General features: G+C 36.5%; 26 protein-coding genes. 14 read left to right on the top strand and 12 right to left on the bottom strand.

From position 1 onward, the window contains the following. The first annotated feature begins 13 nt into the window (after positions 1-13). From ABY285_RS00280 to ABY285_RS00225, 12 genes are all read left to right on the top strand, one after another. Complete coding sequence (locus tag ABY285_RS00280) at positions 14-520, top strand: Crp/Fnr family transcriptional regulator (protein ID WP_372765810.1); 507 nt, start codon at positions 14-16, stop codon at positions 518-520. Between the two features lie 172 nt (positions 521-692). Continuing rightward, complete coding sequence (locus ABY285_RS00275; RefSeq protein WP_372765808.1) at positions 693-2504, top strand: acyl-CoA dehydrogenase; 1812 nt, start codon at positions 693-695, stop codon at positions 2502-2504. A 69-nt stretch (positions 2505-2573) separates the two neighbouring features. After that, on the top strand, positions 2574-3350 hold the full coding sequence (locus tag ABY285_RS00270) for a glucose 1-dehydrogenase (RefSeq protein WP_372765806.1): 777 nt from the start codon (positions 2574-2576) through the stop codon (positions 3348-3350). Between the two features lie 31 nt (positions 3351-3381). Next, the gene (locus ABY285_RS00265) at positions 3382-4608 is read left to right on the top strand and encodes an acyl-CoA dehydrogenase family protein (RefSeq protein ID WP_372765804.1); all 1227 of its coding nucleotides are present in this window, start codon (positions 3382-3384) and stop codon (positions 4606-4608) included. Then, positions 4601-5680: a phosphotransferase family protein gene (locus ABY285_RS00260; RefSeq protein WP_372765802.1), complete on the top strand. Its 1080-nt coding sequence runs from the start codon at positions 4601-4603 to the stop codon at positions 5678-5680. The genes ABY285_RS00265 and ABY285_RS00260 overlap by 8 nt, the downstream gene beginning before the upstream one ends. A 2-nt stretch (positions 5681-5682) precedes the next feature. Next, positions 5683-6081, top strand: coding sequence for a hypothetical protein (locus ABY285_RS00255; protein WP_372765800.1), 399 nt, complete (start codon positions 5683-5685; stop codon positions 6079-6081). A gap of 19 nt (positions 6082-6100) precedes the next feature. Next, entirely contained in the window at positions 6101-6856 is a 756-nt protein-coding gene (locus tag ABY285_RS00250; RefSeq protein WP_372765798.1) for an SDR family NAD(P)-dependent oxidoreductase, read from the top strand. 177 nt (positions 6857-7033) lie between these two features. Beyond that, positions 7034-8038 carry an NADP-dependent oxidoreductase gene (locus ABY285_RS00245; protein WP_372765796.1) on the top strand — a complete coding sequence of 335 codons (1005 nt, stop codon included), beginning with the start codon at positions 7034-7036 and terminating at the stop codon, positions 8036-8038. Between the two features lie 102 nt (positions 8039-8140). Then, positions 8141-9115 (top strand): NADPH:quinone oxidoreductase family protein, encoded by a 975-nt coding sequence (locus tag ABY285_RS00240; protein ID WP_372765794.1) that lies wholly within the window; start codon positions 8141-8143, stop codon positions 9113-9115. A gap of 154 nt (positions 9116-9269) precedes the next feature. Continuing rightward, positions 9270-10007, top strand: coding sequence for an SDR family NAD(P)-dependent oxidoreductase (locus ABY285_RS00235; protein WP_372765792.1), 738 nt, complete (start codon positions 9270-9272; stop codon positions 10005-10007). Positions 10008-10019: 12 nt separating this feature from the next. Beyond that, entirely contained in the window at positions 10020-10484 is a 465-nt protein-coding gene (locus ABY285_RS00230; protein ID WP_372765790.1) for a MaoC family dehydratase, read from the top strand. An 81-nt stretch (positions 10485-10565) separates the two neighbouring features. Beyond that, complete coding sequence (locus ABY285_RS00225) at positions 10566-10739, top strand: hypothetical protein (protein WP_372765788.1); 174 nt, start codon at positions 10566-10568, stop codon at positions 10737-10739. Between the two features lie 360 nt (positions 10740-11099). Here the strand turns inward: ABY285_RS00225 and ABY285_RS00220 are convergent, their stop codons facing one another. The 3 genes from ABY285_RS00220 to ABY285_RS00210 all read right to left on the bottom strand — a co-directional run bounded on the left by ABY285_RS00220 (position 11100) and on the right by ABY285_RS00210 (position 12644). Beyond that, the gene (locus ABY285_RS00220; protein WP_372765786.1) at positions 11100-11570 is read right to left on the bottom strand and encodes a hypothetical protein; all 471 of its coding nucleotides are present in this window, start codon (positions 11568-11570) and stop codon (positions 11100-11102) included. A gap of 168 nt (positions 11571-11738) precedes the next feature. After that, a complete protein-coding gene (locus ABY285_RS00215) occupies positions 11739-12386 on the bottom strand; it encodes an SdpI family protein (RefSeq protein WP_372765784.1) in 648 nt (215 codons plus the stop codon). Between the two features lie 3 nt (positions 12387-12389). After that, positions 12390-12644, bottom strand: coding sequence for an autorepressor SdpR family transcription factor (locus tag ABY285_RS00210; RefSeq protein ID WP_216782933.1), 255 nt, complete (start codon positions 12642-12644; stop codon positions 12390-12392). A gap of 560 nt (positions 12645-13204) precedes the next feature. Between ABY285_RS00210 and ABY285_RS00205 the strand changes: the two genes are divergently transcribed. Further along, the gene (locus ABY285_RS00205; RefSeq protein WP_372765782.1) at positions 13205-14707 is read left to right on the top strand and encodes a hypothetical protein; all 1503 of its coding nucleotides are present in this window, start codon (positions 13205-13207) and stop codon (positions 14705-14707) included. A gap of 158 nt (positions 14708-14865) precedes the next feature. Here the strand turns inward: ABY285_RS00205 and ABY285_RS00200 are convergent, their stop codons facing one another. Then, complete coding sequence (locus ABY285_RS00200; RefSeq protein ID WP_372765780.1) at positions 14866-15402, bottom strand: DUF6512 family protein; 537 nt, start codon at positions 15400-15402, stop codon at positions 14866-14868. Between the two features lie 424 nt (positions 15403-15826). Between ABY285_RS00200 and ABY285_RS00195 the strand changes: the two genes are divergently transcribed. Continuing rightward, positions 15827-17071 (top strand): OmpA family protein, encoded by a 1245-nt coding sequence (locus tag ABY285_RS00195; RefSeq protein WP_372765778.1) that lies wholly within the window; start codon positions 15827-15829, stop codon positions 17069-17071. A gap of 347 nt (positions 17072-17418) precedes the next feature. Here the strand turns inward: ABY285_RS00195 and ABY285_RS00190 are convergent, their stop codons facing one another. The 8 genes from ABY285_RS00190 to ABY285_RS00155 all read right to left on the bottom strand — a co-directional run bounded on the left by ABY285_RS00190 (position 17419) and on the right by ABY285_RS00155 (position 23794). Continuing rightward, on the bottom strand, positions 17419-18000 hold the full coding sequence (locus tag ABY285_RS00190; protein ID WP_372765776.1) for a 4'-phosphopantetheinyl transferase superfamily protein: 582 nt from the start codon (positions 17998-18000) through the stop codon (positions 17419-17421). Beyond that, on the bottom strand, positions 17997-18251 hold the full coding sequence (locus ABY285_RS00185) for an acyl carrier protein (protein ID WP_372765774.1): 255 nt from the start codon (positions 18249-18251) through the stop codon (positions 17997-17999). Before ABY285_RS00185 ends, ABY285_RS00190 begins: the two co-directional genes overlap by 4 nt. Then, positions 18248-19540 carry a beta-ketoacyl synthase gene (locus ABY285_RS00180; RefSeq protein ID WP_372765772.1) on the bottom strand — a complete coding sequence of 431 codons (1293 nt, stop codon included), beginning with the start codon at positions 19538-19540 and terminating at the stop codon, positions 18248-18250. The genes ABY285_RS00185 and ABY285_RS00180 overlap by 4 nt, the downstream gene beginning before the upstream one ends. 88 nt (positions 19541-19628) lie before the next feature. Continuing rightward, on the bottom strand, positions 19629-20063 hold the full coding sequence (locus ABY285_RS00175; RefSeq protein ID WP_372765770.1) for a 3-hydroxyacyl-ACP dehydratase FabZ family protein: 435 nt from the start codon (positions 20061-20063) through the stop codon (positions 19629-19631). A gap of 41 nt (positions 20064-20104) precedes the next feature. Continuing rightward, entirely contained in the window at positions 20105-20902 is a 798-nt protein-coding gene (locus ABY285_RS00170) for an SDR family oxidoreductase (protein ID WP_372765768.1), read from the bottom strand. After that, positions 20896-21948 (bottom strand): type III polyketide synthase, encoded by a 1053-nt coding sequence (locus tag ABY285_RS00165; RefSeq protein WP_372765766.1) that lies wholly within the window; start codon positions 21946-21948, stop codon positions 20896-20898. The genes ABY285_RS00170 and ABY285_RS00165 overlap by 7 nt, the downstream gene beginning before the upstream one ends. Next, entirely contained in the window at positions 21949-22659 is a 711-nt protein-coding gene (locus ABY285_RS00160) for a methyltransferase domain-containing protein (protein ID WP_372765764.1), read from the bottom strand. Beyond that, positions 22649-23794, bottom strand: coding sequence for an NAD(P)/FAD-dependent oxidoreductase (locus ABY285_RS00155; RefSeq protein WP_372765762.1), 1146 nt, complete (start codon positions 23792-23794; stop codon positions 22649-22651). Before ABY285_RS00155 ends, ABY285_RS00160 begins: the two co-directional genes overlap by 11 nt. Positions 23795-24103: the final 309 nt, after the last annotated feature.

Here is a 24103-nt window from a genome sequence, read left to right as displayed (position 1 = left end):
GGTACAGGAACAGATGCAATGCTATCAAAGATTAGATTTAAAAAAAGGCGATACGTTGGTAACTCCAGGGCAGTTGGTTCATCACTTTTATTATGTGGCGACAGGGTGTATTTACTATTATAAGTTGGACGAAGGTGAGCAAAATGTATTGGAATTTTATACCGACGATGTCTTTTTCACCGATTTACCGGCCTATGTAAAGGGCACTCCTTCCAATTATTATCTAAAGGCTTCCGAGGCCACGGTAGTTTACGCTATAAAAAAATCCGATGCGGAGAACTCCTTTGAAAGGTCGCACCAGTTGGAGCGTTTTGGTCGGTTGTCCATGCAGGAGGCGTTTATGAAAATTTTCACGAGAGTGGAGCGTTTTAATAGTCGTACCAACGAGGAACGTTATTTACGATTGTTGGAAAAACGTCCAGGCCTTTTTCAGCGGGTGCCTCAATATTTGATTGCTTCCTATTTGGGACTAACTCCAGTTGGTCTTTCAAAACTTCGGAAACGTTTGGGAAAGGGATAGTTTTTTACGTTTCGTATAATAAACGTAGGCCTTGCAAACAAGTAAATACCTTTCTGCTGTGAAATACAATAATCTCATCAGGGATTATCATTCAATTTTATTAAACTAGTTTAATGAGATTCCTGGGAATAAATCCTAACTTGAACCTCATTAATCTTTAAAAGTAATTGTTATGGCCAATACCTATATAGAAATGGACACCCTCAAATTTTTGTTGTTCAACGTACACAATATCAAGGAGGTACTGCAACAAGAACGCTTCTCGGAATACGATGAGGAGTCTATTGCGATGATGCTCGACTCCGTTAAGGATTTTTCGGATAAGGAACTTTATCCTTATTTTCGGGAGATGGACGAAAACCCCGCGCACTTTAAGGATGGGGAAATTATTGTTCATCCACAGGTAAACAAGTACATGAAAGCAGGGGGAGAAATGGGGCTTTTATCCGGACCGTTCTCCTATGAAGCTGGTGGCATGCAAATGCCTTCGATGGCAGTAAACGCTTTTGCCTTTATTCAGGAAGCAGCCAATAACCACTTACCCGGTTACATTGGTCTTACGGTAGGTGCAGCGGAATTGATTGTGCATTTTGGGAATCAATTTCTTAAGGATACCTATGTGCCCAAAATGATGGTCGGAGAATGGGGCGGTACAATGTGCCTTACTGAACCGCAGGCAGGTAGCTCGCTCTCGGATATTGTGACAACTGCCGTGCCTAATGGAGATTCCTATAAAATAAACGGACAAAAAATATTCATCTCCGGAGGGGACTATAAAGGAGCTGAAAACATCGTGCATCTGGTTTTGGCCCGTATCAAAGGAGCGCCTTCAGGAATCAAGGGAATTTCACTTTTTGTGGTACCGAAAAACCGATTCGATGAAGGCGGTAATTTGGAAGATAATGATGTCACTACGGTTGCCGATTTTCAAAAAATGGGTCAAAAAGGGTATTGTACCACACACCTGTTTTTTGGGGATAAGGAAGACTGCACCGGTTGGTTAGTTGGTGAACCCAACCAAGGCCTAAAATATATGTTCCTCATGATGAATGGCGCAAGGATTGCCGTTGGACGTGGGGCGGCGGCAATTGCTACGGGAGCATATCATGCCTCGGTTAACTACGCTAAAGAAAGACCTCAGGGTCGGGAGCTACAACGAACGGGTAAAAAAGATGACTCCCAAGAACAAACCCTCATCATTAATCACCCCGATGTACGCAGAATGTTGCTTTTACAAAAAGTGATTACTGAAGGGTCTTTAAGTCTCGTCTTTTTGACTTCACGCTATCAAGACCTTTCGCAATCACTTCCAGATGCAGAAAGTAGGGCGAAATACAAGTTGTTGTTGGAAATATTGACTCCGGTAGTAAAGACCTACCCTTCTGAAATGGGCATTACTTCTGTTAATAATGGGGTACAAGTACTAGGGGGTTATGGTTTCTGTTCCGATTATATTTTACAGCAGTATTTACGGGATATCCGAATATCAGCCATTTATGAAGGAACCACAGGCATACAGTCCCAAGATCTTTTGGGAAGGAAAGTCACCATGGAAAACGGGAAAGCACTGCAATTAATCTCTGAGGAAATCATGAATTCTATCAAAGAAAGTATGGCGCACGAATCGTTGAGACCCTTGGCAGAAAAATTAGGGAGTAAACTGGAACTAACCCAAAAAGTGCTAAAATCCCTTATGGCTTATGCAATAAAGGGCGATTATCAACGGTTCTTGGCGGACGCCACGCCCTTTATGGAATTTTTTAGTACCGTCATCATTGCATGGCAATGGTTGGATATTGGCCGTGAAGCACAAAAAGCAATGGTCTCTGGTGATACTAATTTTAGCGCTGAATTTTACGAAAACAAAATCCATGCTATGCAGTTTTATTTTAAATACGAGCTCCCCAAAACAACGGGGCTTTCCGAAATATTGATGGACAATCAGGCATTGACACTGAATACGGAGAAGCAGGTATTCGCTTGATCAAAAGATTATAAAACAGGAGTAGAAAAGTCAAAAAAAATGGACAATCGCCAATAGTATAAAATGATTATGAGTAGTATAAAATCAAAATTTAACCTAGCAGGAAAAGTGGCAATTGTTACCGGTTCAAGCAAAGGGATTGGACTTTCCATAGCCAAGGGTCTTGCTGAAAACGGGGCCAAAGTAGTGATTAGCAGTAGAAAACAAGATGCCGTTGATGCGGTAGCAAAGGAGTTTAAAGAAGCTGGTTTGGAAGCTATAGGGATCGAATGTCATATTGGTGATGCCATCCAAAGGGAACAACTGATATCCAAAACTATGGAAGCCTACGGGCGAATAGACATCTTGGTCAACAACGCTGCCATAAATCCGTTCTACGGACCATTGGAATCGGCAATGGAAGAGGTATTCGATAAAATCATGAACGTGAATGTTAAGGCACCTTGGATTCTTTCGAATTTGGCACAACCGCATATGAAGGCCAATGGCGGCGGTAGTATTATCAATATTGCATCGGTAGAGGGCATTCATCCCGGATTTAGATTGGGACTCTATAGTATGACGAAATCTGCTGTAATCATGCTTACAAAGAACCAGGCAAAGGAGTGGGGCCGATATGGCATCCGTTCCAACGTGGTCTGTCCAGGACTTATTAAGACAAAATTCAGCGAAAGTCTCTGGTCGGATGATAAATTGGTGGCACAATACACCAGTATAGTTCCTTTAAAAAGAGTGGCAGAACCAGATGAAATGGCTGGAATAGTCATGTTGTTGGCGTCTGATGCAGGCTCCTATATGACGGGCGGAGTGTATACTGCTGATGGAGGTTATTTAATTTCAGGTTAATAAAAAAGAAATATGAATTTAAAAAAAAAACATGAATTTTGACTACAGCGATAAATCGATAGCACTTCAAGAAAAATTGAAGAATTTTATGGAAACCCATGTTCTCCCTATTGAAAAGGAGGTAGAGTTGTTTCATCAAAATCCAGATAATGCATGGAAACGATGGCCTGGGATGGAAGCGTTAAAACAAAAGGCTAAAGATGCCGGACTGTGGAATGTTTTTCTTCCCGCTTCTTATGGAGAACTGAGCCCAGGACTTACGAATTTGGAATATGCCCCTTTGGCAGAAATAATGGGGCGAATTATATGGTCGTCGGAAATCTTTAACTGTAGCGCTCCTGATACGGGAAACATGGAGGTGATTGCCAAATATGGAAATTCAGAACAACAAGAAAAATGGTTGAGGCCTTTAATGAACGGAGAAATTCGTTCAGCTTTTTTAATGACGGAGCCTGAAGTTGCTTCTTCCGATGCCACCAACATTGAAACCGCTATTGTTGCCGACGGAAATGACTATGTTATCAATGGTCGAAAATGGTGGTCCTCAGGTGGGATGGACCCCAATTGTAAAATTGCCATTGTGATGGGTAAGACCGATTTTGATGCGCCGAGACATGTACAACAGAGTATGATTTTGGTACCCATGGATACGCCTGGCTTAAAGATTGAAAGAGCACTGAGCGTTTTTGGGTATGCCAATTCTCCAGAAGGTCACGCTGAAATCATTTTGGAAAATGTTCGCGTACCCAAAACTAATTTACTGTTAGGCGAGGGACGAGGCTTTGAAATTGCACAGGGACGTTTAGGTCCGGGCCGTATTCACCATTGTATGCGGTTGATTGGCATGGCGCAACGTTCTTTGGAAATTATGTCGGAACGCACGGTGCAAAGAAAGCCCTTTGGTAGAACCTTAGACACTTTTAGTAGTGTACGACAAGATATCGCCCTTTCTGCTTGCGAGATTGAACAGACCCGTTTGTTGGTATTGTCCGCAGCTGATAAAATGGATAAAGTAGGCAACAAGGAGGCAAAAGATTTAATTGCCATGATAAAAATAGTCGCGCCTCAAATGGCTTCAAGAGTTATTGATAGGGGCATTCAAATTTTAGGCGGAAAGGGCCTTACAAGCGAAACCCCTTTGGCACACTTCTTTGCCGCGGCACGAACGCTACGCTTGGCCGATGGTCCTGATGAAGTTCATATGAGTCAACTGGGAAAAAGTACGATAAACAAGTATGTAAAAAAACCGAATGTCTAGCGAAAAAAACCTAAAATCGGTACGGGAAGGAGAGGAGCTCAATAAGGGTAAGCTCAAGGCTTTTATGCTAAAAAATTCCTTAATAACAAAGGGTAATACGGAATTGATAGTGAAACAATTCACCAATGGTTATTCCAACCTAACCTACCTGCTTCAAATTGAAAGCAAGGAATACGTTCTGCGAAGACCGCCATTTGCAGCGCCCAAGCGCGGGCATGATATGGGGCGTGAATTTAGGGTGTTACAGCATTTAAATCCCGTATATGATAAGAGTCCCAAAGTATATGCCTTTAACGAGGATCCCAAAATTATAGGAGCTCCATTTTATATTATGGAGAAGGTCAACGGAGAGATTTTAACTACTTTATCTGCACTTGACAAACAAGTTCCTCCTGCCGAATTTAAAACCATTTCCGATACATGGGTCGATGCTTTTGCAGAATTTCACAATATCGATTATAAGGCCGCAGGACTTTCAGAATTTGGAAGACCCGAAGGGTACGTTGAACGTCAGGTTTATAATTGGGGCAAGCAATATCTGGCGGCGGTAACCGATGAGGTTCCGGCAGCACAAAAGGTAATGACTTGGATGAATAAGCATCAACCCAAAAAATATGACCATACCCTAATTCACAACGATTTCAAATATGACAATGTGGTATTTGCAGATGGTACTTGGCAAAGAATAGCGGCCATTCTAGACTGGGAAATGTGTACATTAGGTGATCCTTTGATGGACTTAGGTACTTCACTGGGGTATTGGACAACGGCAGATGACCCAGAGTTTATGAAGCAAGGGCTTCCCTCCCCAACGATTATGAAAGGCAATCCCTCCCGAACGGAAATTGTACAGCACTATGCTTTAAAAAGTGGTAGAAATATCGATAATCTCACCTTCTACTTTGCTTACGGGCTTTTTAAGATTGCAGTAATTGCCCAGCAGATTTATTATCGATATAAACATGGCCATACCAGTGATCCCAAGTTTGCGAATTTGAATAAGGCTTCTGCATTATGTTGTAATACCGCATGGCAGGCCATTCAGAAAAATCAAATAGATAATTTGTACTAACTATGAACGAGCAATACCATTTGAACATGAATCCAGGGCAAGTATCGGACTTTGCAAATAGCGCATCCGAAAATCCTGTTGTTATGCTAAATATGGTAAAATATAAAGCTCTTGTGCCAGAAACGGGAATGACGGGAAAGGAATCCTACAAGGAATATATGCGCCAAGCAACTCCTTTTTTTCTTAAAGCGAATGCGGAAATAGTGTTTTATGGTTCGCCTAAACATACGTTAATAGGTCCTGAAGATGATACCTTATGGGATGATGTACTTATCGTAAAGTACAATTCCGTTTCTGATTTTATGACCATGATAATGGCCAAAGGTTATCCTTCAAATTTGAGGGAGCAAGCATTAGGGGATTCACGATTAATTCATTGTACACCTAATCAAAAAAATTAAATCAACCAAAAATGAAAAAATGAATTTAAAAGACAAAGTAGTGTTAATTACCGGTGCTGGTAGTGGCATAGGGGCGGCCACGGCAAAACTATTTGGAATGCATAAGGCTATTGTAGTTGTCTCTGATATCAATTTGAAAAATGCGGAAAAGGTGGCAGGTGAAATCCGAAATGATGGCGGTAAGGCCTCGGCATTAGCAACGGATGTAACCCAGTTTGAGCAGGTGAAAGAATTACTACAAACCGTAATTAAAAAACATGGTAGTCTTGATGTCATGGTGAACAATGCCGGAATAGGAGGCAAACACCAAGCAAAGACAGCAGATCATTCCCTTGAGGACTGGCATAATGTGATTGCGGTCAATCAAACCGGAGTATTCTATTGCATGAAACTTGCGATACAACAGATGCTGAAACAGGGATATGGTAATATTGTGAATGTTGCTTCTTTAGCGGGATTAAAGGCTTCGGGAAATAACCTTTCTTATTCCGCTAGTAAATTTGCAGTAGTGGGAATGACAAAATCGGCCGCTTTGGAGTATGGAAGAAAGAAAATCCGAATCAATGCAGTGTGCCCGGGGTTTACACATTCGGCACTGTTGGAACAATTACTCTCCGTAAGTCCCGATATGGGTGATAAGTTAAAACGTTTTATACCTATGGGCAGGTTTGGGGAGGCTGAGGAAATTGCGGAAGCTATTTGCTGGCTGGCCTCTGAAAATTCCAAATTCATCACCGGGCAGACGATAACCTTGGACGGAGGAACCTCATTATAAAAGCAAATTATGAATACATTAGAACTAACAGAAATGGAAAACTATGACTCGATTTAAATGCGGAGAATTCATTGAAAGAAGCAACGATATTGTGGTGGAAACCCGAAATTAGGTCCAAGATGAAGCTGATGTAGAAAGTTTCGCCAATAAGAATAAAAAATATATAAATAAAATAAGATGAACAAACAACTCATATTTGTAAAGAGACCGGTAGGAGCGGCAGATGATTCCACCTGGTCCTTAGAAGCAAACCCTATTCCGGAACTAGAGGAGGGGCAGGTCTTAGTAAAAAATCATTATATCTCTCTTGACCCCGCCATGCGTGGATGGATGAATGAGGGAAAATCTTATATAGCGCCGGTAGAAATTGGTGCTGTTATGCGCGCAGGTTCGGTTGGGGAGGTCATAAAAGCGAAAAATCATCCCACGTTCAAGGTAGGGGATTTCATTTCAGGTCATGGAGGCGTACAACAATATGTTGCGACGGATGGAAAAGGATATTATAAAGTTGACCAAAAGTTAGCTCCGCTGCCCACCTATATTGGCACCTTGGGAATGCCCGGAATGACCGCTTATTTCGGAATTTTGGAAGTAGGTAAAATTAAGGAAGGAGATGTTGTAGTGGTTTCTGGTGCAGCTGGTGCCGTAGGCAGTATTGTTGGACAAATAGCCAAGATAAAGGGATGTACCGTAATTGGCATAGCAGGTGGCGCGGATAAATGTAAATATGTGGTTGAGGATTTAGGCTTTGATGCTTGCATCGATTATAAAAACGAAGATGTAAAGGAGCGATTAAAGCAAGAATGTCCAAAAGGATTGGATGTTTATTTTGATAATGTTGGAGGGGAGATTTTGGACGCAGCTTTGGGAAGATTACGAATGCACGCAAGAGTGGTTATTTGCGGGGCGATTTCTCAGTATAATAACAAGCAAAATATGAGAGGACCAGCCAATTATCTTTCTTTATTGGTCAATAGGGCTACTATGCAAGGGATGGTCGTATTTGATTGGGCCCCAAGGTACGGGGAAGCAGGTCAACAAATGGGTAAATGGATGGCAGAAGGCAAGTTGAAAACCCATGAGGATGTTTATGTAGGAATAGAGAACTTCCCAGAGACTTATAATCGACTTTTCTCTGGCGACAAGTTGGGTAAATTGGTGTTGAAGGTTATTGAGGATTGATTTCTTACCAAGAGCTAAGAGCCAAGAGTCCCTATTGTCATTTCGAGCGCAGTCGAGAATTAAGGAATACGAAAATCAAAAATTATAAAAATATTGTAAGGAATGAAAGCAATACGATGTAAAACATACGGTCCACCCTCCATTTTGAAGTTGGAGGAAATAGATTCCTTACACGCAGGTCCAAAGGAAGTAGTAGTACAGGTAAAGGCCTGTGGATTAAATTTCCCGGATACACTAATCATTCAAGGGCTGTATCAATTTAAACCTGAGCTGCCATTTACTCCGGGAAGCGATATAGCAGGTATCGTAAAGGAAGTAGGTAATGGTGTGACCCATTTAAAGGTGGGCGATGCCGTTTTTGGCTTTGTGGCACATGGAGGCTTAGCGGAAGAAGTTATCGTACCAGGGAACGCTTGTTTTCCTAAACCACCCCAAATGGACTATCCGATAGCGGCATCCTTTATGATGGCCTATGGTACTTCCTATTATGCATTAAAAGATAGGGCAAAGTTACTGGAAGGGGAGACCCTCTTAGTTATGGGTGCTTCTGGAGGGGTTGGCCTGGCCGCTGTTGAACTGGGGAAATTAATGGGAGCCAAAGTAATTGCGGCAGCGTCCACTCAAGAAAAGCTAGAACTATGTAAAGAGTATGGCGCCGATGAACTAATTAATTACACCACCCAAGATTTGAAATCCACTATAAAAGAACTAACTCAGGGTAAAGGTGTAGATGTAGTTTACGATCCTGTCGGCGGCGACTTTTCCGAACAAGCACTAAGAGGCACCGCATGGAACGGTCGTTTTTTAGTGGTAGGTTTCGCAGCAGGTGCTATACCTAAGATTCCGTTAAATCTGCCCTTGCTAAAAGGAGCTTCGATAGTTGGTGTTTTTTGGGGTGGATTTGCGATGAAATATCCTAAGGAAAATATGTCCAATACAATGACCCTAATGCAATGGTATGCAGAAGGAAAGCTAAACCCTCATATTCATAAAACAGTCCCGTTAGAAGACACAAAAGAGGCTTTAGAGGAAATGATGAACCGAAAGGTAAAAGGAAAAATGGTTGTACAAATCTGAAAAGATGATATAACTATTTAACCCGTTATACATTTTGGTTTGCTATAAAGAAATGTCAGTTCGAGTGATTTTCGATAGAAAATTGTATCGAGTACAGGTTTTAAATCGAATTTTATTAAAATTTATGATGTTTAACTAATTAATACTAAACGATATGAGATTAAAAGATAAAACAGCAATTATAACAGGAGGTTCACGGGGAATTGGAAAGGCTATTTCCGAACTGTTCGCAAAGGAAGGTGCTACGGTGATTATTATGGATTTACTTCCCAAAGGCCAAGAAGTAGCCAGTGGAATTCGTGCATCCGGTGGCAAGGCAGAATTCCATAACGTTTCGGTAACCGACAAATCCTCCGTAGAAAAACTTTTTGAACAGGTAAATTCCAAATACGGCAAAATTGATATCCTAATTAATAATGCCGGAATAACTCGGGACCGCACCTTGGAAAAAATGAGTGAAGATGAATTTGACGCTGTTATCGAGGTGAATCTGAAAGGGGTGTTTATTTGTGCGCAAGCAGTAGCACCTTACATGAAGGCAAATAAATATGGAAGAATAGTTAGTGCGGCATCCAATGTGGGATTACGAGGTAATTTTGGTCAAACGAATTATGCGGCTACCAAAGCAGGTGTTATTGCCATGTCCAAGACCTGGACCATGGAACTTGGTAAATATGGGATAACAGCCAATGCAATAGCCCCTGGCTTCACCATGACCGATATGGTCGACAAAATTCCGGAAGAACACCTTGAGGCAATTAAGGCAAGTATTCCCTTAAAAACGGTTGCACAACCCATCGATATAGCCTATGGTTATTTATATCTAGCATCTGATGAGGCACGTTTTGTCTCTGGAATTTGCTTGACCATTGATGGTGGAATTTCAAGATAAACGATAGAAAAAATGGCTAAACTGGTTTTTGACGACTTAAAGGAATTTAGTACCTACGAAGGAAAAAAACTTCCGCCAGGGGAATGGATTACCATTACACAGGAAATGATAAATGATTTTGCCAAAGCTACCTTAGATTTTCAATGGATACATGTGGATGTGGAAAAGGCGACCCAATATTCCCCGTTTAAAAAGCCAGTTGCACACGGCTTTATGTCGGTATCCCTATTGTCCAACATGTTGGGAGATCTTTTACAGGTTAAATCGGTAAAAATGGGGGTGAACTATGGATTGAATAAAGTGCGTTTTCCAAATGCCGTCTTGGTGGATAGCAAGTTGCGACTAAATGGGAAAATTGCTGCCATTGAAAAATATCTTGAAAACGGTGTAAAAGTCACTTGGCACTGTTCAGTGGAAATTGAGGGAGCTGACAAACCGGCCTGCGTGGCTGAATTTATTAGTATTATGTTTGAATAACCCCTAACCAATACCTTACTACCCTTGTGAATTAGTGCGCTTTATTTTGTATATTCAGGGTTGTCAAAATAAACCAAACCAATGACCAGACTCTTCGATTTACTCGACTACCAATTAAAAAACACCCCGATAGAAGCTTCCTTTAACGGAAGGAATAAAGATGGAAATTGGGAACCGTATAGTACCCAAAAACTAAAGGATACTGCGGAAGACTGGTTTTGTATGATAAACTATCTAAAACCCAAAAAGCAGTAGCTGCCCTATAACATATTTACATCTTTGATGGATTGAACGGCAACTCATTTTGGCAAACTCTTTTAGAACTCCTTCTTTTAAAACTGAATCAATACTTATCTCTGTAATTTCCGAACCTGTTTTTACCAATTCAGAACTAGAAATAGTTTCTTTCAAAGAGGTTGATAGTTTTTTGTTGAGTTGTTATTTGGGTTCATTTTCGTTTTTTCGTAATTGTGTGTAACGGCTTAGGGTTATGATTTGTGCGACGTAAAAATCGGAGATTTTTCCGGCGTAGCAATATTTTTATTGAATGTTTGTCGGTTTGTACTAAATCCGATTTTAGCATAAATTATTTACAGTGTTACCTGTAGTTTTCTATCATTTTGTTATCACAAAAAATGGTTCAACTCCACTATTTGATTCCCAAAGTAAATTTCCATTAAGCCAAATTTTTCTTTGGAGAACAGCATTAGAAGTTCTCTCGTAAGTCGTTTCGATAGTATCTGTATCAACATCATTCCATTGAGTATAAGTTATTGGTTTATCTTCTTTGTCGGAATAATTTTGGAATATGCGTATTCTAAATTCATTTTGATGCTCGTAGATCATAAAATTTCTCGGATAGTCATAATTCGCATGATAGACTTCTTCTTTAATTCCATCAATAAGGTAAAATAGCTTAATGTCGGATTCTTTAATCGCATTTGGGTGATTTGGATTTAAAATATCCTCTCCATCTAAATTAACAATAGAGAATTCTACACCAACGTCTAAATTAAACGCATCTTCATTTTCTTTACTACATCCAATAATCATTAAACTAATCATTAAAACGATATACTTTTTCATTTTTTTTTATTTTAAGTTGTAGAACTTGGTTTTTAATTACAGGTAACGTGATTGTGTATGGTTAGTTGCGTGGTTAAGCACGTAATTTAGCAAATAAAAACCGAATAGAAAATCCGCGAGGATTTTCGTAAGTAGGCTAGAACCAAGCAATTAATTATACACGGTGTTCTATGCCGTTTTTATTTCGTTTTTAAATATAATGTATGAATACACTATTGGTATTATTGTAATTATTCCAGTAATTATTAAAAATACGGTAACATTCGGTTCTTTATCTAAAATCAAACTTGTAAGCACAACAATAATCCCACCTACAAACCATAATTTTCCGCCTAATTTATGAGTTTTTTTCCAAACTGTTTCATTTTCCAGAGTCCAAGGCATTCTAATTCCGATAAAATAATTTGCTTTTATTGTTTTAAAATAATTACCAAGAATTATGTATAAAACTCCAATTAATAATATAATATAATTCGGATTAGCGAAAGATTGATTTTTAGCTGAATAAATTATAAATAAGGCTAGTATTGACATAAAAGTGGTTAATAAAACCTTTATGGTTTGAAGTTTGTTTCCCATTTTATTCAGTTTATTTTTTGGGTCAATTTTCGGAACAACTAGAAAGATAATATAAACAAGTAGAGGTAATAAAATCGGGATTATTATTAATTCCATTTTTTCTCCATATCTATCTATTTCTCCTTTAATATTCCAATGCATAGGAACTTTTTCGGGCAATTGATTCCAAATGTATGCTAAATAGATAAAGGGTAATAATACGATTGTAATTAGTGGTAATTCTTTTTTTAGGTTCATAATTTATTTTTTTAGTGTTATTATCCAGTTTATTAAATCTTCTAATATGCTAGTGTTTAATGAATATTCTACAAATTGTCCTTTTTTCTCGCTTGTTATTAAATCTGCTCTTTTTAAAATGTCAAGATGATGCGAAATACTTGGTTTGGATATATTGAATTGTTCTGCAATTTCTCCTGCATTCATATCTTTCTCTTTTAATAATTCGACAATTTGTCTACGAGTTTCATCATTAAGAGCTTTAAATAGTGAATTCATTTATTTAGTTATTTAGACAAATATCTAAATATTATTTCAAATGTCCAAATGTTTTTCGTTTTTCAAATGGCATAGAACGGATTTTTATAAGATTTGTGCGACTTAAAAATCGGAGATTTTTCGGTTGTAGCAAATCGTTAGTTGAATGTTTGTCGGTTCATTATTTAGTTTAAATTTAAGCAAAAATTAAATGCAGTGTTCCCTATTAGTTTCTTTTTTGTCATATTTAAATCATTTTTCTTAGTTTAAATTATTTTGTTCCAATATTCAAAATCAGTGTTCTAATAGTCAAAATCTGGAATGTTTCCGTGTTTTTTAATTAATCGTCAGATAATTTTTCTTATCTTTAAATATTAATTAAGCTGATGATTTCGGATACTCATCTTTCTATCTTAAACTCTTTTCTGTTGCCTCGAGTTTCTCCAATCCTGCTGAAATTATAACGGTAAAATTAGATTTTATTGAAAAAAAATTAACTTCGAGTTAAAGTGAATTTTAAAAAATATATAGCAGAACTTAAAAGACGTAATGTATTTAGATCAGCGATAACCTATTTAGTAATGGCATGGTTAATTGCTCAGGTATCTGCTATTGTTCTTCCAGCTTTTAATGCGCCACAATATTTTATGAAAACCTTGATTTTTATATTGATTATAGGTTTTCCTATTAGTTTGGTTTTTGCTTGGGTATATGAATTGTCCGGAAAAGGAATTAAAAAAATTGAAAATGTTGAGGCAGAAAAATTTAAAGCAGAACAACCTAAACATCAACTTAATAATGACAATAAAAAACTAGTAGTATTACCTTTTCAGAACATCAGTAAGGACAATGACAGCAATTATTTTAGTGATGGGCTGACGGAAGAAATCATTATTCGTTTGTCCGCAATCAAAGAGCTTGATATTGCCTCACGAAGCACATCTATGCGGTATAGAGATTCTGAATTGGACATTGCATCATTAGGTCGAGAATTGAAAGCGAGATATCTTTTGCAAGGAACTGTGCGAAAGCATAAGGACGTCATAAGAATATCGACGGAGTTAATTGATGTAGAAAAGGATTCAGAACTTTGGGCCGAGATTTACCGCGGCAAGATAGCAGATGTTTTTGGTATTCAGGAAAAGGTGTCTAAAAGGATTGTGAAGTCATTACAACTAAAGCTTACTCCGAAAGAAAAAGTGGCACTTGGTAAAAAAGCAACGATGAATAGTGACGCCTATGATGCTAATTTAAGAGCTCGCGAATTTCTGTTTAGATATACCAAGAACTATCTTCTTTTAGCGATAGATCTTTTTCAAAATGCAATAGATTTGGATTCAAAATATGCTGCTGCTTATGCTGGTATGGCCGAGGCTTGCGCCCTATTATATGAAACACATGATAAAAATATAAAATGGATTAAAAAGGCAGAAGAATCATCATTAAAAGCACTAATCTATGATCCTAACTCATCTGAAGCGTATAGTGCTCTTGGGCTGGTTTATTATAATAAAAATTTACCAAAAGAAGCATTGATAGCTGCTGAAAAGGCAATTTTATTTGACCCTGATAATTTTTTCGCCTATTGGGTCAGGGGTAGGCTATATAGAGTGATGGACAGAGATTCCGAGGCTGTATCTGATTTCAATAAAGTATTAGATCTTAATGGGGATTTCCATTCTCCATATGGTGATTTACAGATGGCTTATGAAACATTACATGATAAAAAAAATCTACAGGATACTGTTGAACGGGCTGCATTATTTTACCCAACCTATTTGTTACATCATCCTGACGACTCTCGAGCTCACCAATTTTATGCCTTTACATTGAAAAGGCTGGGTCGTTTAGAAGACGCAAAAAAAGAAATGCAAAAAGGAATTGAACAAAACCAAAATGATCCAATTATTGTTTATAATGCAGCTTGTTTTTATGCATTAATAGGTAATAAAACAGCCGCTATCGAAAATCTCAAAAAAGCGATGGATAATGGGTTTGAAAATTATAACTATATCAAACATGATCCTGATCTTAATAGCTTACAAAAAGAGCCTGATTTCCTTGCATTAATGCAAGGAAAATAGTACGTTATGAATGAATTAGGATAGGAGTTTTGATAGTCTTTTTCTTTTCTAGTATGAATTTTTTATATCTCTCAGATCTTTTTTGTGAAGTTTTTCGGCAATTAAAGGCAACGGTTTGAATAAAACACGTTTTCAAGGTGCTTTATTTTTTGTTGTAATCAGTTAATTCCATAGGTATTGGAATTTTGGTCTTTAAATATCTCCAATCGAGGTGGGTGAAATGTGTAAATCGCAAAAATTACACAAAAGGTAATTAATAGGATCAAGCCCGATATGTTGAGCGTGTTTGATTGTTTCAACTTAAACACTTTATGGCAAAACAATTGGCAAAGTAGTACTCCAATAATATATGAAGAAATGTCCAGCAAAACAATCGTTCTATTTAGGAACATTGTGTAAGTGTAAAAAACCAGTAGAATGGTGAATGAAATAATCAATACACCAACTGCTTTAGAAAAAAAATAATTATTTATTTCTTTACCTAGTGCAAAATATTCTACTACAGAAAATGAGATCACTGCCCAAAGACCTAATTTTAGGTGCTCCCATACACTTTCATTTACGGGAGTAAGCGCAGCAATAAGCACGCATTTATGCGACCATTCATATAGGTAATGATAAAGAAACCCAAGAAGAACAATAGCAAAAAATCCTCCTATACTCCATCTTTTAACTTTATCTGTATCGCTAACCATAATCCTTTAATTGATTACAACGGTTTTGTATTAAGATTTGTGCGGCATAAAAATCGGAGATTTTTCCGCCGAAGCAATATTATTATTGAATGTTTGTCGGTTTGTACTAAATCCGACATAAGCATAAATTATATAAGGTGTTAGCAAATATAAGTTCTTTATCCCATTTCCTGATAAGGCAACCTTAATTTATTACCGGCGTATGTGTTATATTGAGTGTTTAAATATGAAATAAAGTATGTTAGGAATCTAATAACTTCATTTTAATAGGTATTTGATTCATTTTAAACCTTATTTGTTTGGATTTTTTTGTTTTTTTTTGTTTATTTACATAGTAATTGCAGCAATTATCCATATAATAATAGTATTTTTGTTGCTTATTTAAAATTTAAATTAAGAAAACAAATCAAAATCAAATTATCTTATGAAAAAAACATTATTATTAGTAGGAGCTTTAAGTATAGCTTTTATATCACAAACTAAAGCTCAAGAGGCTGAAGTACAAACAGCAAAGCCTTACAATCAATGGTCTATAGAAGCTGGTGCAGGTTTTAATAAACCAGTACACGCCTGGACTGGCGGTTATAATACTGAGACAGTATCTCCTTACACACTTAATGTAGGTGCCAGATATATGTTTAATGAATTTGTAGGTTTAAAAGCCATGTTTAGTTATGATAATATAGAATCAGGAGATGATTATCTTGATTTTGAAAGTAAATTTTACACATACTCTTTAGAGGGTGTTGCAAACTTAGGAAGAATCATGAAATTTGAATCTTGGACTAAAACACTAAACGTTTTAGGGCATGCTGGTTTAGGTTATTCAAGGTTAGCTCCTGAAACTGGAATGTATAATGATAAAGTAGATCAAATGCTTAATTTCAGAGGAGGAGTTACTGGAGAAGTAAAGTTATCTGATAAATTTGCTTTAACAGGAGATGTTTCTGTATTGGCAAATATGAGACAAGATTTAACATGGAATGGAGGCGTTGATAATCATAACTCAATTCAAGGTATTTTGTTTAATGGTACTGTTGGATTGGTTTATTATATGGGTAAAGCAAAAGTACATGCAGATTGGTATGATGCAGACTTACAAGGGCAAATCAATGCTTTAGACGGAAGAGTTACTGCTGTTGAAGGTAATCAAAATGATGCTGACGGTGACGGTGTTGCCGATTATCTTGATAAAGAAGCCAATACTGCAAGTGGGGCTATTGTTGATACTCATGGTGTTGCTGTTGATAAAAACGATAATGGTATGGCTGATTCTTCAGAGTCTTATTTAGATAATACTTATGTAAGAAAAGATGCCGTTGTAGAAAAAGTAGATTTTCTTGCTAAATTGTTAAATGATGGTTATGTAAGTGTATTCTTTGACTTTGATAGTTCTAAAGTTAAAACGGTATCATCTAAGGATGCTATCAATTTTATCTCTACTTATTTGAAAGATAATTCATCTGTAAATGCAGAATTATCAGGATATGCTGATGAAGTTGGTGCAACTGAATATAACAATAAACTTTCTGAAAAAAGAGCTCAATCAGTAAAAACAGCTTTAGTTGAAGCAGGAATTGATGCAGGTCGTATTTCAATTAAAGGTCTAGGTGAAGTTTCAGATAATGCGGATTATTTAGCACGTAGAGTTACTGTAAAACTTAAATAATAAAATAAAAGAAAATTTACCGAATAAGGTAATTTCAAAAGCTCCAATTTTAATTGGAGCTTTTTTTTGTGACCTATAGTGAATAATGTTATTAAATAAGGAATAGATGTGGGTTTATAATACTTAATTTTTAATTTGGATGAAATTAACCTTTCCTCTATCCGGCAGGTATTATTGCTGCAATACTCCACGTAATTTCAGGGCCCGATTATTTGGCGGAAGTAACGCCTTTTGCCATTGAAGGTAAAAAGAAAGATGCGTATTTTTTATGATTTAAAACACTTTGAGAGCATCGGAATTTTTGAGCTGGTATAATATAATTAAAAGTAAATTGGGCAGTAATAATCTTAATTTGCAATACAAAATGCGCCGAAGTTGCCATGATGTGTTAGAGAAAAAGCGTTCTTTAATGGCGTTTTATTTTGAAAAAGTTGCGGAACGCCATCTGTATTTTTTTTAATACTTAATCGGGAAATTGGAATATTTAATTTATCAGAAAAGGCCAGCAAAACATTTTGATAAGTTTCCAGATGTTGTGTTTCGAAAGAATGGTCATTAAATTTAAAACATTTGTTTAAAACCCAATTATCGTATTTCTCAGGAAATGCAATAGTGTGAATAAAATCTTCATTAATTTCGGATTCGGCAAAAAATAATTGTTTATTAATTAAAACAGAAGCTTTATTTTTTGAAATAGGACTGCATGCTATCTTTTTAGGAGAAAAAAATTGGCCGCCATTTAAATGAATATAGGCTTTATACGCACTTTCTTTAATACTCCATAATAGCCAAACGGCCTTAAATGGTTCGCTTGAATTTAAAATAAAATCCTGCTCTTGTGAGGTAAACAGTTTGTCTAAAAATCCGTTCCGCTGCCAATTGCTTTGTGTTGATGCAAGTTTTAAATCGACAATATCATTTCCAATCATTTTTCATTGAGTTTGGTATTTATGATTTCCAATGCAGCTTTTACCGATAACATTTTTTCCATGGACTCATTGTCAATGACAATATCAAATTCATCCTCTACATCTAAAATAACATCTACTAAATTGGCAGAATTAATTTTAAGATCTTTCATAAAATCAGTGTTTTCTGATAATTTTTCAAACGCTTTTTCATCTTGAATATATGGTTTTACTATTTTTTTTAAAGTGGCAATTAAGTCTTCTTTTTTCATTTATTATGTTTGAGATTGTTAGAAAATTTCTTAAAAATGATACAGCCATTTACATCACCAAAACCAAAACTTGCTTTGGCAATAATGGTTAATTCTTTAGGTAATAATTTCTTCGGAATTTTATTTTCATCAATGATAGCAAGAATATTTGGATCTGTATCTTCACAATTGATATTCGGAAAAAGAAATCCTTCTTTTAACTGTAAAACAACTGCCACACTTTCTATAGAACCGGCTGCCGCCAAACAATGGCCAACCATTGATTTTAAAGAATTGATATAGGGAAAATCCTTTCCTTTAAGTTGCAAGGCGGTTGCCCAATTCTCGATTTCCACAACATCTTTTGAAGTTGCTGTTAAATGCCCGTTTATGGCATCAATTTCATGAGCAGTTATTCCTGCATTTTTAATTGCTGAGGTAATGCAATGTTGTACAGCGATTGAATTTGGGGCCGTGAGCGTTCCTCCGTTTCTTTGTCCGCCCGAATTTACAGACCCACCCAAAACTTCAGCATAAATAGTTGCGCCTCTTTCCAGGGCGCTTTCTAAACTTTCCAAAACCATGGCTCCGGCGCCACTTCCAGGAACAAATCCGGATGCTGTTGCGCTCATTGGTCGAGAACCTTTTTCCGGTGAATGATTGTGCTTATAGGTCGTTACGCGCATGGCGTCAAAACCTCCCCATATATACGGACCGTAATCACTGCAACTGCCTACCAGCATTCTTTTTGCCCGTCCGGCTCTAATACGTTCGAAGCCCATTAAAATGGCTTCTGTTCCTGTTGTGCATGCTGATGAATTGGTGGTAACCTGATTTCCCAAACCCAGAATGCCGCCAAGATAAGCGCTTATGCCGCTTGCCATTGTTTGTAACACCACAGTACTGCCTAATCGTTTTACTTTTTTGGCATCCAATTGATAAATGGCTTCACGAAATTTATCAACCCCTGAAGTTCCTGTTCCGAAAACGGTACCGCTGTTGAAATCAAGTTCACTTTCAGCATCTATTTTAAATCCGGCATCTGACCATGCATCCATTCCGGCAATACAGCCATATAAAATTCCTGAACTGTTGAAGTTTCTTAATTGTAAAGGGCTTAAATATTTAGCTTTTAATTCTTCGGAAACAGATGGAATTCCGCCAATACAGCACGAAAAATTAAGGTCTTCCAATTCTTGAAAAAACTGAATTCCGGATTTGCCAGCTTTTATGGCTGCTGTGAAATCGGCAATTCCTACACCATTAGGCGAAACGACACCAAGACCTGTTATAACTACCCTGTTTTTCATCTGTTTAAATTTTATTTTTTAGCTGTAACAGATGCTGTTCGCCATTTATCATTCCTTTGTGTGTCAAAAATTGTAATGCTCGTTTCATTTATTTGATCATTCCTGAAATAAAACCTCTGCAAACCAGTTTTTTAGAGGCGTTAAACAATTGCACCTTGCATTTCAATTTGTTAAACCTAAAATATTCTTTTTCAGATACTACCACGATTTTTTCTCCCGGAAATACCGGTAAAAAGAAGTCGATTTGTGTTGAAGTTAAAGCAATTTTTGGCTTTGAAATTTGGGGAAATTCGCTTCGCAATAAAAATATTCCCAAACAAACGACGCCTATTTGCGCCATAACTTCTGTTAAAATAACGCCCGGTGTTACCGGATTGTCTTTGAAATGACCTTTATAAAAAAATGAGGCAGCGTCAAAAGTATAATTTCCCGTAATTCCATTTTCTGAAATAATTGTTAATTCATCAACAAACAAAAATGGTTTTTGATAAGGCAATAGAGCTGTAATTTCTTTTGAAGTCATTCGTATTTAAATATTTATTAAAATCAATTTACTTTTAGCAATTAACTGATATGTTCGCCTCCATCCACAGGAATTATAGTTCCATTAATCCAGGCCGCTTCATCTTTACTTAAAAGATAAACAACGTTGGCAATGTCTTGTGGGGTTGTTAATCGTTTAAAGGGATTTCGCACCAAAGAATGTTCTTTGAGTTTTTTACTTCCCGGAATTGCTCTTAGTGACGCTGTATCAGTAACACCTGCCTGAATGCAGTTTGCTTTTATTCCGTGAACGGCAAACTCCAAGGCGATATTTCTTGTAATGGCTTCAAGTGCAGTTTTTGCTGCTGAAACAGCGGCGTAATTTTCCCATGCTTTGGTATTTCCTTCGCTGGTGAAACTGATTATGCGTGCATCCGAAGCAAATAATTTCGCGTCGAATACTGCTTTTGTCCAATCGTACAAGCTAATAGCCATAGCTGCTATAGTCAATCGGAAATCATCGTTTTTTAAGGTTTCTTTATCTTTGGAAACCATGGGTTTCAAATTTCCTTTGGCCACGCTGTGCACAAAAATCCGAACCTTTCCTGTATCGCCAAAATGTTCCTTTAAGACTAAAATAACCTTATTTCGTTCTTCTTCTTTTAAACCATCTACATTAAAAGTCAATAAGTCGACGCCTTCTTTTTTTATATACTCAAATTCCTTTTCAATTGCCGGCAAAACCGATTTTCTGTCTCTGTGAATGATGCAGATATTGCAACCGTGTTTGGCCATTTTTTGAGCTGTTGCCAATCCCAATCCGCTGGATCCGCCCAAAATCACTACCCAAAAATTTTTATTTTCAAATTCTCTTACCATGCTAATAATACTGTTTGTGCTGAAAAACCGGGACCGAAACTCAACATCAGTCCAACATCGCCTTTTGGCAGCTTTTTATCCATAAAGCGCTCTAAAACATATAAAACTGTTGCGCTTGACATGTTGCCATATAATTTTAAGACTTCTTTTGTATCATCAATATTTTTGCCGAGAGAACCAAAAAGTGTTTCAACTGTTTGAACAATTTTTTTTCCTCCGGGATGAAAAATCAAATGATCCACATTACGAATTGATATGTTGTTTCTTTCTAAAAAAGGATACACAATTTTAGGAAAATGTTCAGCAATAGTTTCGGGAACAGATTTATCTAAAATCATTTGCAATCCTGAATTTGTAAGCTTAAAACCCATCATTTTTTCGGAATTAAAAAAGTGGTACATCGCTTCATCTATAATTTTAGGACCTTCATCTTCTTCATAAGAAGAAACAATAACACAGGCAGCTCCATCACCAAAAATTGCAGCGCTCACAATATTTACCATAGAAAAATCATCGAGCTGAAAGGTAGAAGTCGGCGACTCCACAGCAATTACAGCCGCTCTTTTATTAGGATTTGCTTTTAAAAAATTATTTGCATAAATAATTCCGGAAAGACCTGCAGCACAGCCCATTTCTGTAACAGGTAAACGAACAATATCCTGCCGCATTTGCAGCTTATTTATGAGATAGGCGTCTATGGATGGAATCATAATTCCGGTACAACTAACGGTTATTATATAATCAAGATCCTGTGGATTTAAAGCTGCTTTTTTCAGTGCTTTTGTTAAAGCGCTTTCTGCAAGTTTTATGGATTCCCTGGCATAAATATCATTTTTTTCTTCAAATGAAGTGTTTAAAAACACCTCGTGCGCATCCATAATGGAATAGCGCTTTTCAACACCTGCATTTTCAAATATTTTTAAAACTTTTCTTTGAAAACGATCTTCTTGTCCGGTTAACCAAACTTTTAGAAATGGGATTATTTCTTCAGTCGTTCGGCAAAATTGAGGTAGTTGTTTTGCTACTGATGTTATTTTAACACTCATTTATTTTTTAATTATCCATTGATATCTAAAAGCCCACTTCCATTGAATAGTGCTTTTCGCATGTAATTTTTCTGTGATTCTTTCTAAATCAGCTTTTTTAAAAGCCCTCAATACCGAAATTAAACCATCTTCTTTGGTCATTTTGTTTTTGATGAACAAGCACAAAAAACTGAAAAGATAATAAGCGATTTTATTTCTGTTTAAATCGTTTACCACAATGCCTAAATTAGCTTTTTTTAAGATGGGTGCCAACAATTTTACAATGTCATCTTCATTAAAATGATGCAAAAACAACGTGGCCAATACCAAATCATATTGAATATTTTGAAACTCTTCAGAAAAAACATCTTGTTTTAAATAACTGATTTCCGGGTAATTGATACTTAATTCCATAGCATAATCTATGGTGTGCTGGTTGGCGTCAATCCCAATTAAAGTAAAATTATAGCCCGCTTTTTTGCCAAATTTGGCCACTTCACGCAACATATCGCCATTTCCGCAACCCATATCCAAAATGGTAATTGGTTTGTTTTTATCATGCTTTTTTAATACTTTTTTAAGCCCGTTTAAAGTTACAAAATTGCCGCCAAGCCATTTATTGATGTTCGCAATGGAATCTAATGATTCGCGAAGTGAATTTCCTTCCACCGAAAAATCGTCCATCAATTCAATTTGGGAACTTCGTTCTTTTGTATTTATGTTAAAATTCATTTATTTTTATGGGTTTTCCATGGGTTTGTTTGATAATGAATGGCAGCAATTTTGGAAAACTTTTTAATGCCGACATCATCAATTCTGAAAAATTATATTTTTTAAAAAGTGAAGCTACAATCCTGCCAACTTTTAGTCGAAATTTAAACTCGCTGTTCCAGGATTTTTTATAAATAGCTTCTAATTCCAATCTTGATTTAATTTTTCCGTTAAAGTAACTAATTATTAGTTGCGATGCCAATTGACCGCTTCTAATTGCCATACTCATTCCATTTCCGCAAAGCGGATGAATCATGCCGGCGGTATCACCACACATTAAAATATGGTTTTCAACTGGACTTTTATCGGCAAAAGAAATTTGACTTATGGTCAGCGGTTTTGGAAATACATCGATTGAATTTTCAAAAATTTCCTTCAGATTAGGATTTTGATACAGCACATTTTCTTGAAAATCCTCCATGTTTTTATACTTCTTAAATGATTTGAAATTGGTAATATAGCAAACATTAATGCTGTCATCTTCCACTTTTGAAAGTCCGCAATATCCACCTTTAAAGTTATGAAGGGCCACAACATTTTCAGGAAAAACTCCCGTTACATGAGTTTTAACTGCTAAAAAAGGCGCATCATTTTTAATAAAATTCCGATCCAATTTGATATCAATGGCCGATCTTTTCCCATAAGCTCCGATAACAATTGTTGCTTTAAAAACGCCCTCGTTTTTTGTGGTAATTTCAAATTGATCTTCTGAAAACTGAATGTTAATTACGCTGTCTTGTAAAATTACAACTCCATTTGACAGGGCCAATTTATACAGTTCGTAATCCAAAGTAAAACGGGAAATTCCAAATCCGCCCAAAGGCAACTCGGTTTTGATCATTTTATTTTTTGGGGTACTTAATAAAAAGGTATCAATCTTTTTTGCTCCAAAAATGAAAGGATCTAAACCTAAATAATTTAAGTAAGGCAACACTTCATTAGAAACATATTCGCCGCAAACTTTGTGCTTTGGGTAAGAATTTTTTTCGATGACTAAAACACCAATCCCAAATTTTGAAAGATGAATAGCATTTGTTAATCCAGCCAATCCGCCTCCAACAATAATAACATCGATAATTTTTTGATTCGTTTTCATATGCAAATATTTATTGTTTTTTAAAGGTCATATGGAATACGCTAGTTTGAAGAATATTTTTATCAAATGGCTATTTCATATTAATTTTTGTGCCGGATATTTAGGGAACAACATCGAAATTTTAATTTTTTGTCGTAATGAATGATTATATAATAATATAAAAAATAACTGATGACAGCCATGATACAATCTCTCAAAATTTCTAAAAAATAGAAGTTTTACTTATAAAGTACCCATAAAGATACGTTAATTTAGAACGATTATATTGTTGATTGTATTCAATAATTATGTATTTTTAATATTATTCAA

It is taken from the genome of Lutibacter sp. (assembly GCF_041555395.1).
GTDB lineage: Bacteria > Bacteroidota > Bacteroidia > Flavobacteriales > Flavobacteriaceae > Lutibacter.
This window is presented reverse-complemented; position numbering and strand designations above follow the sequence as displayed.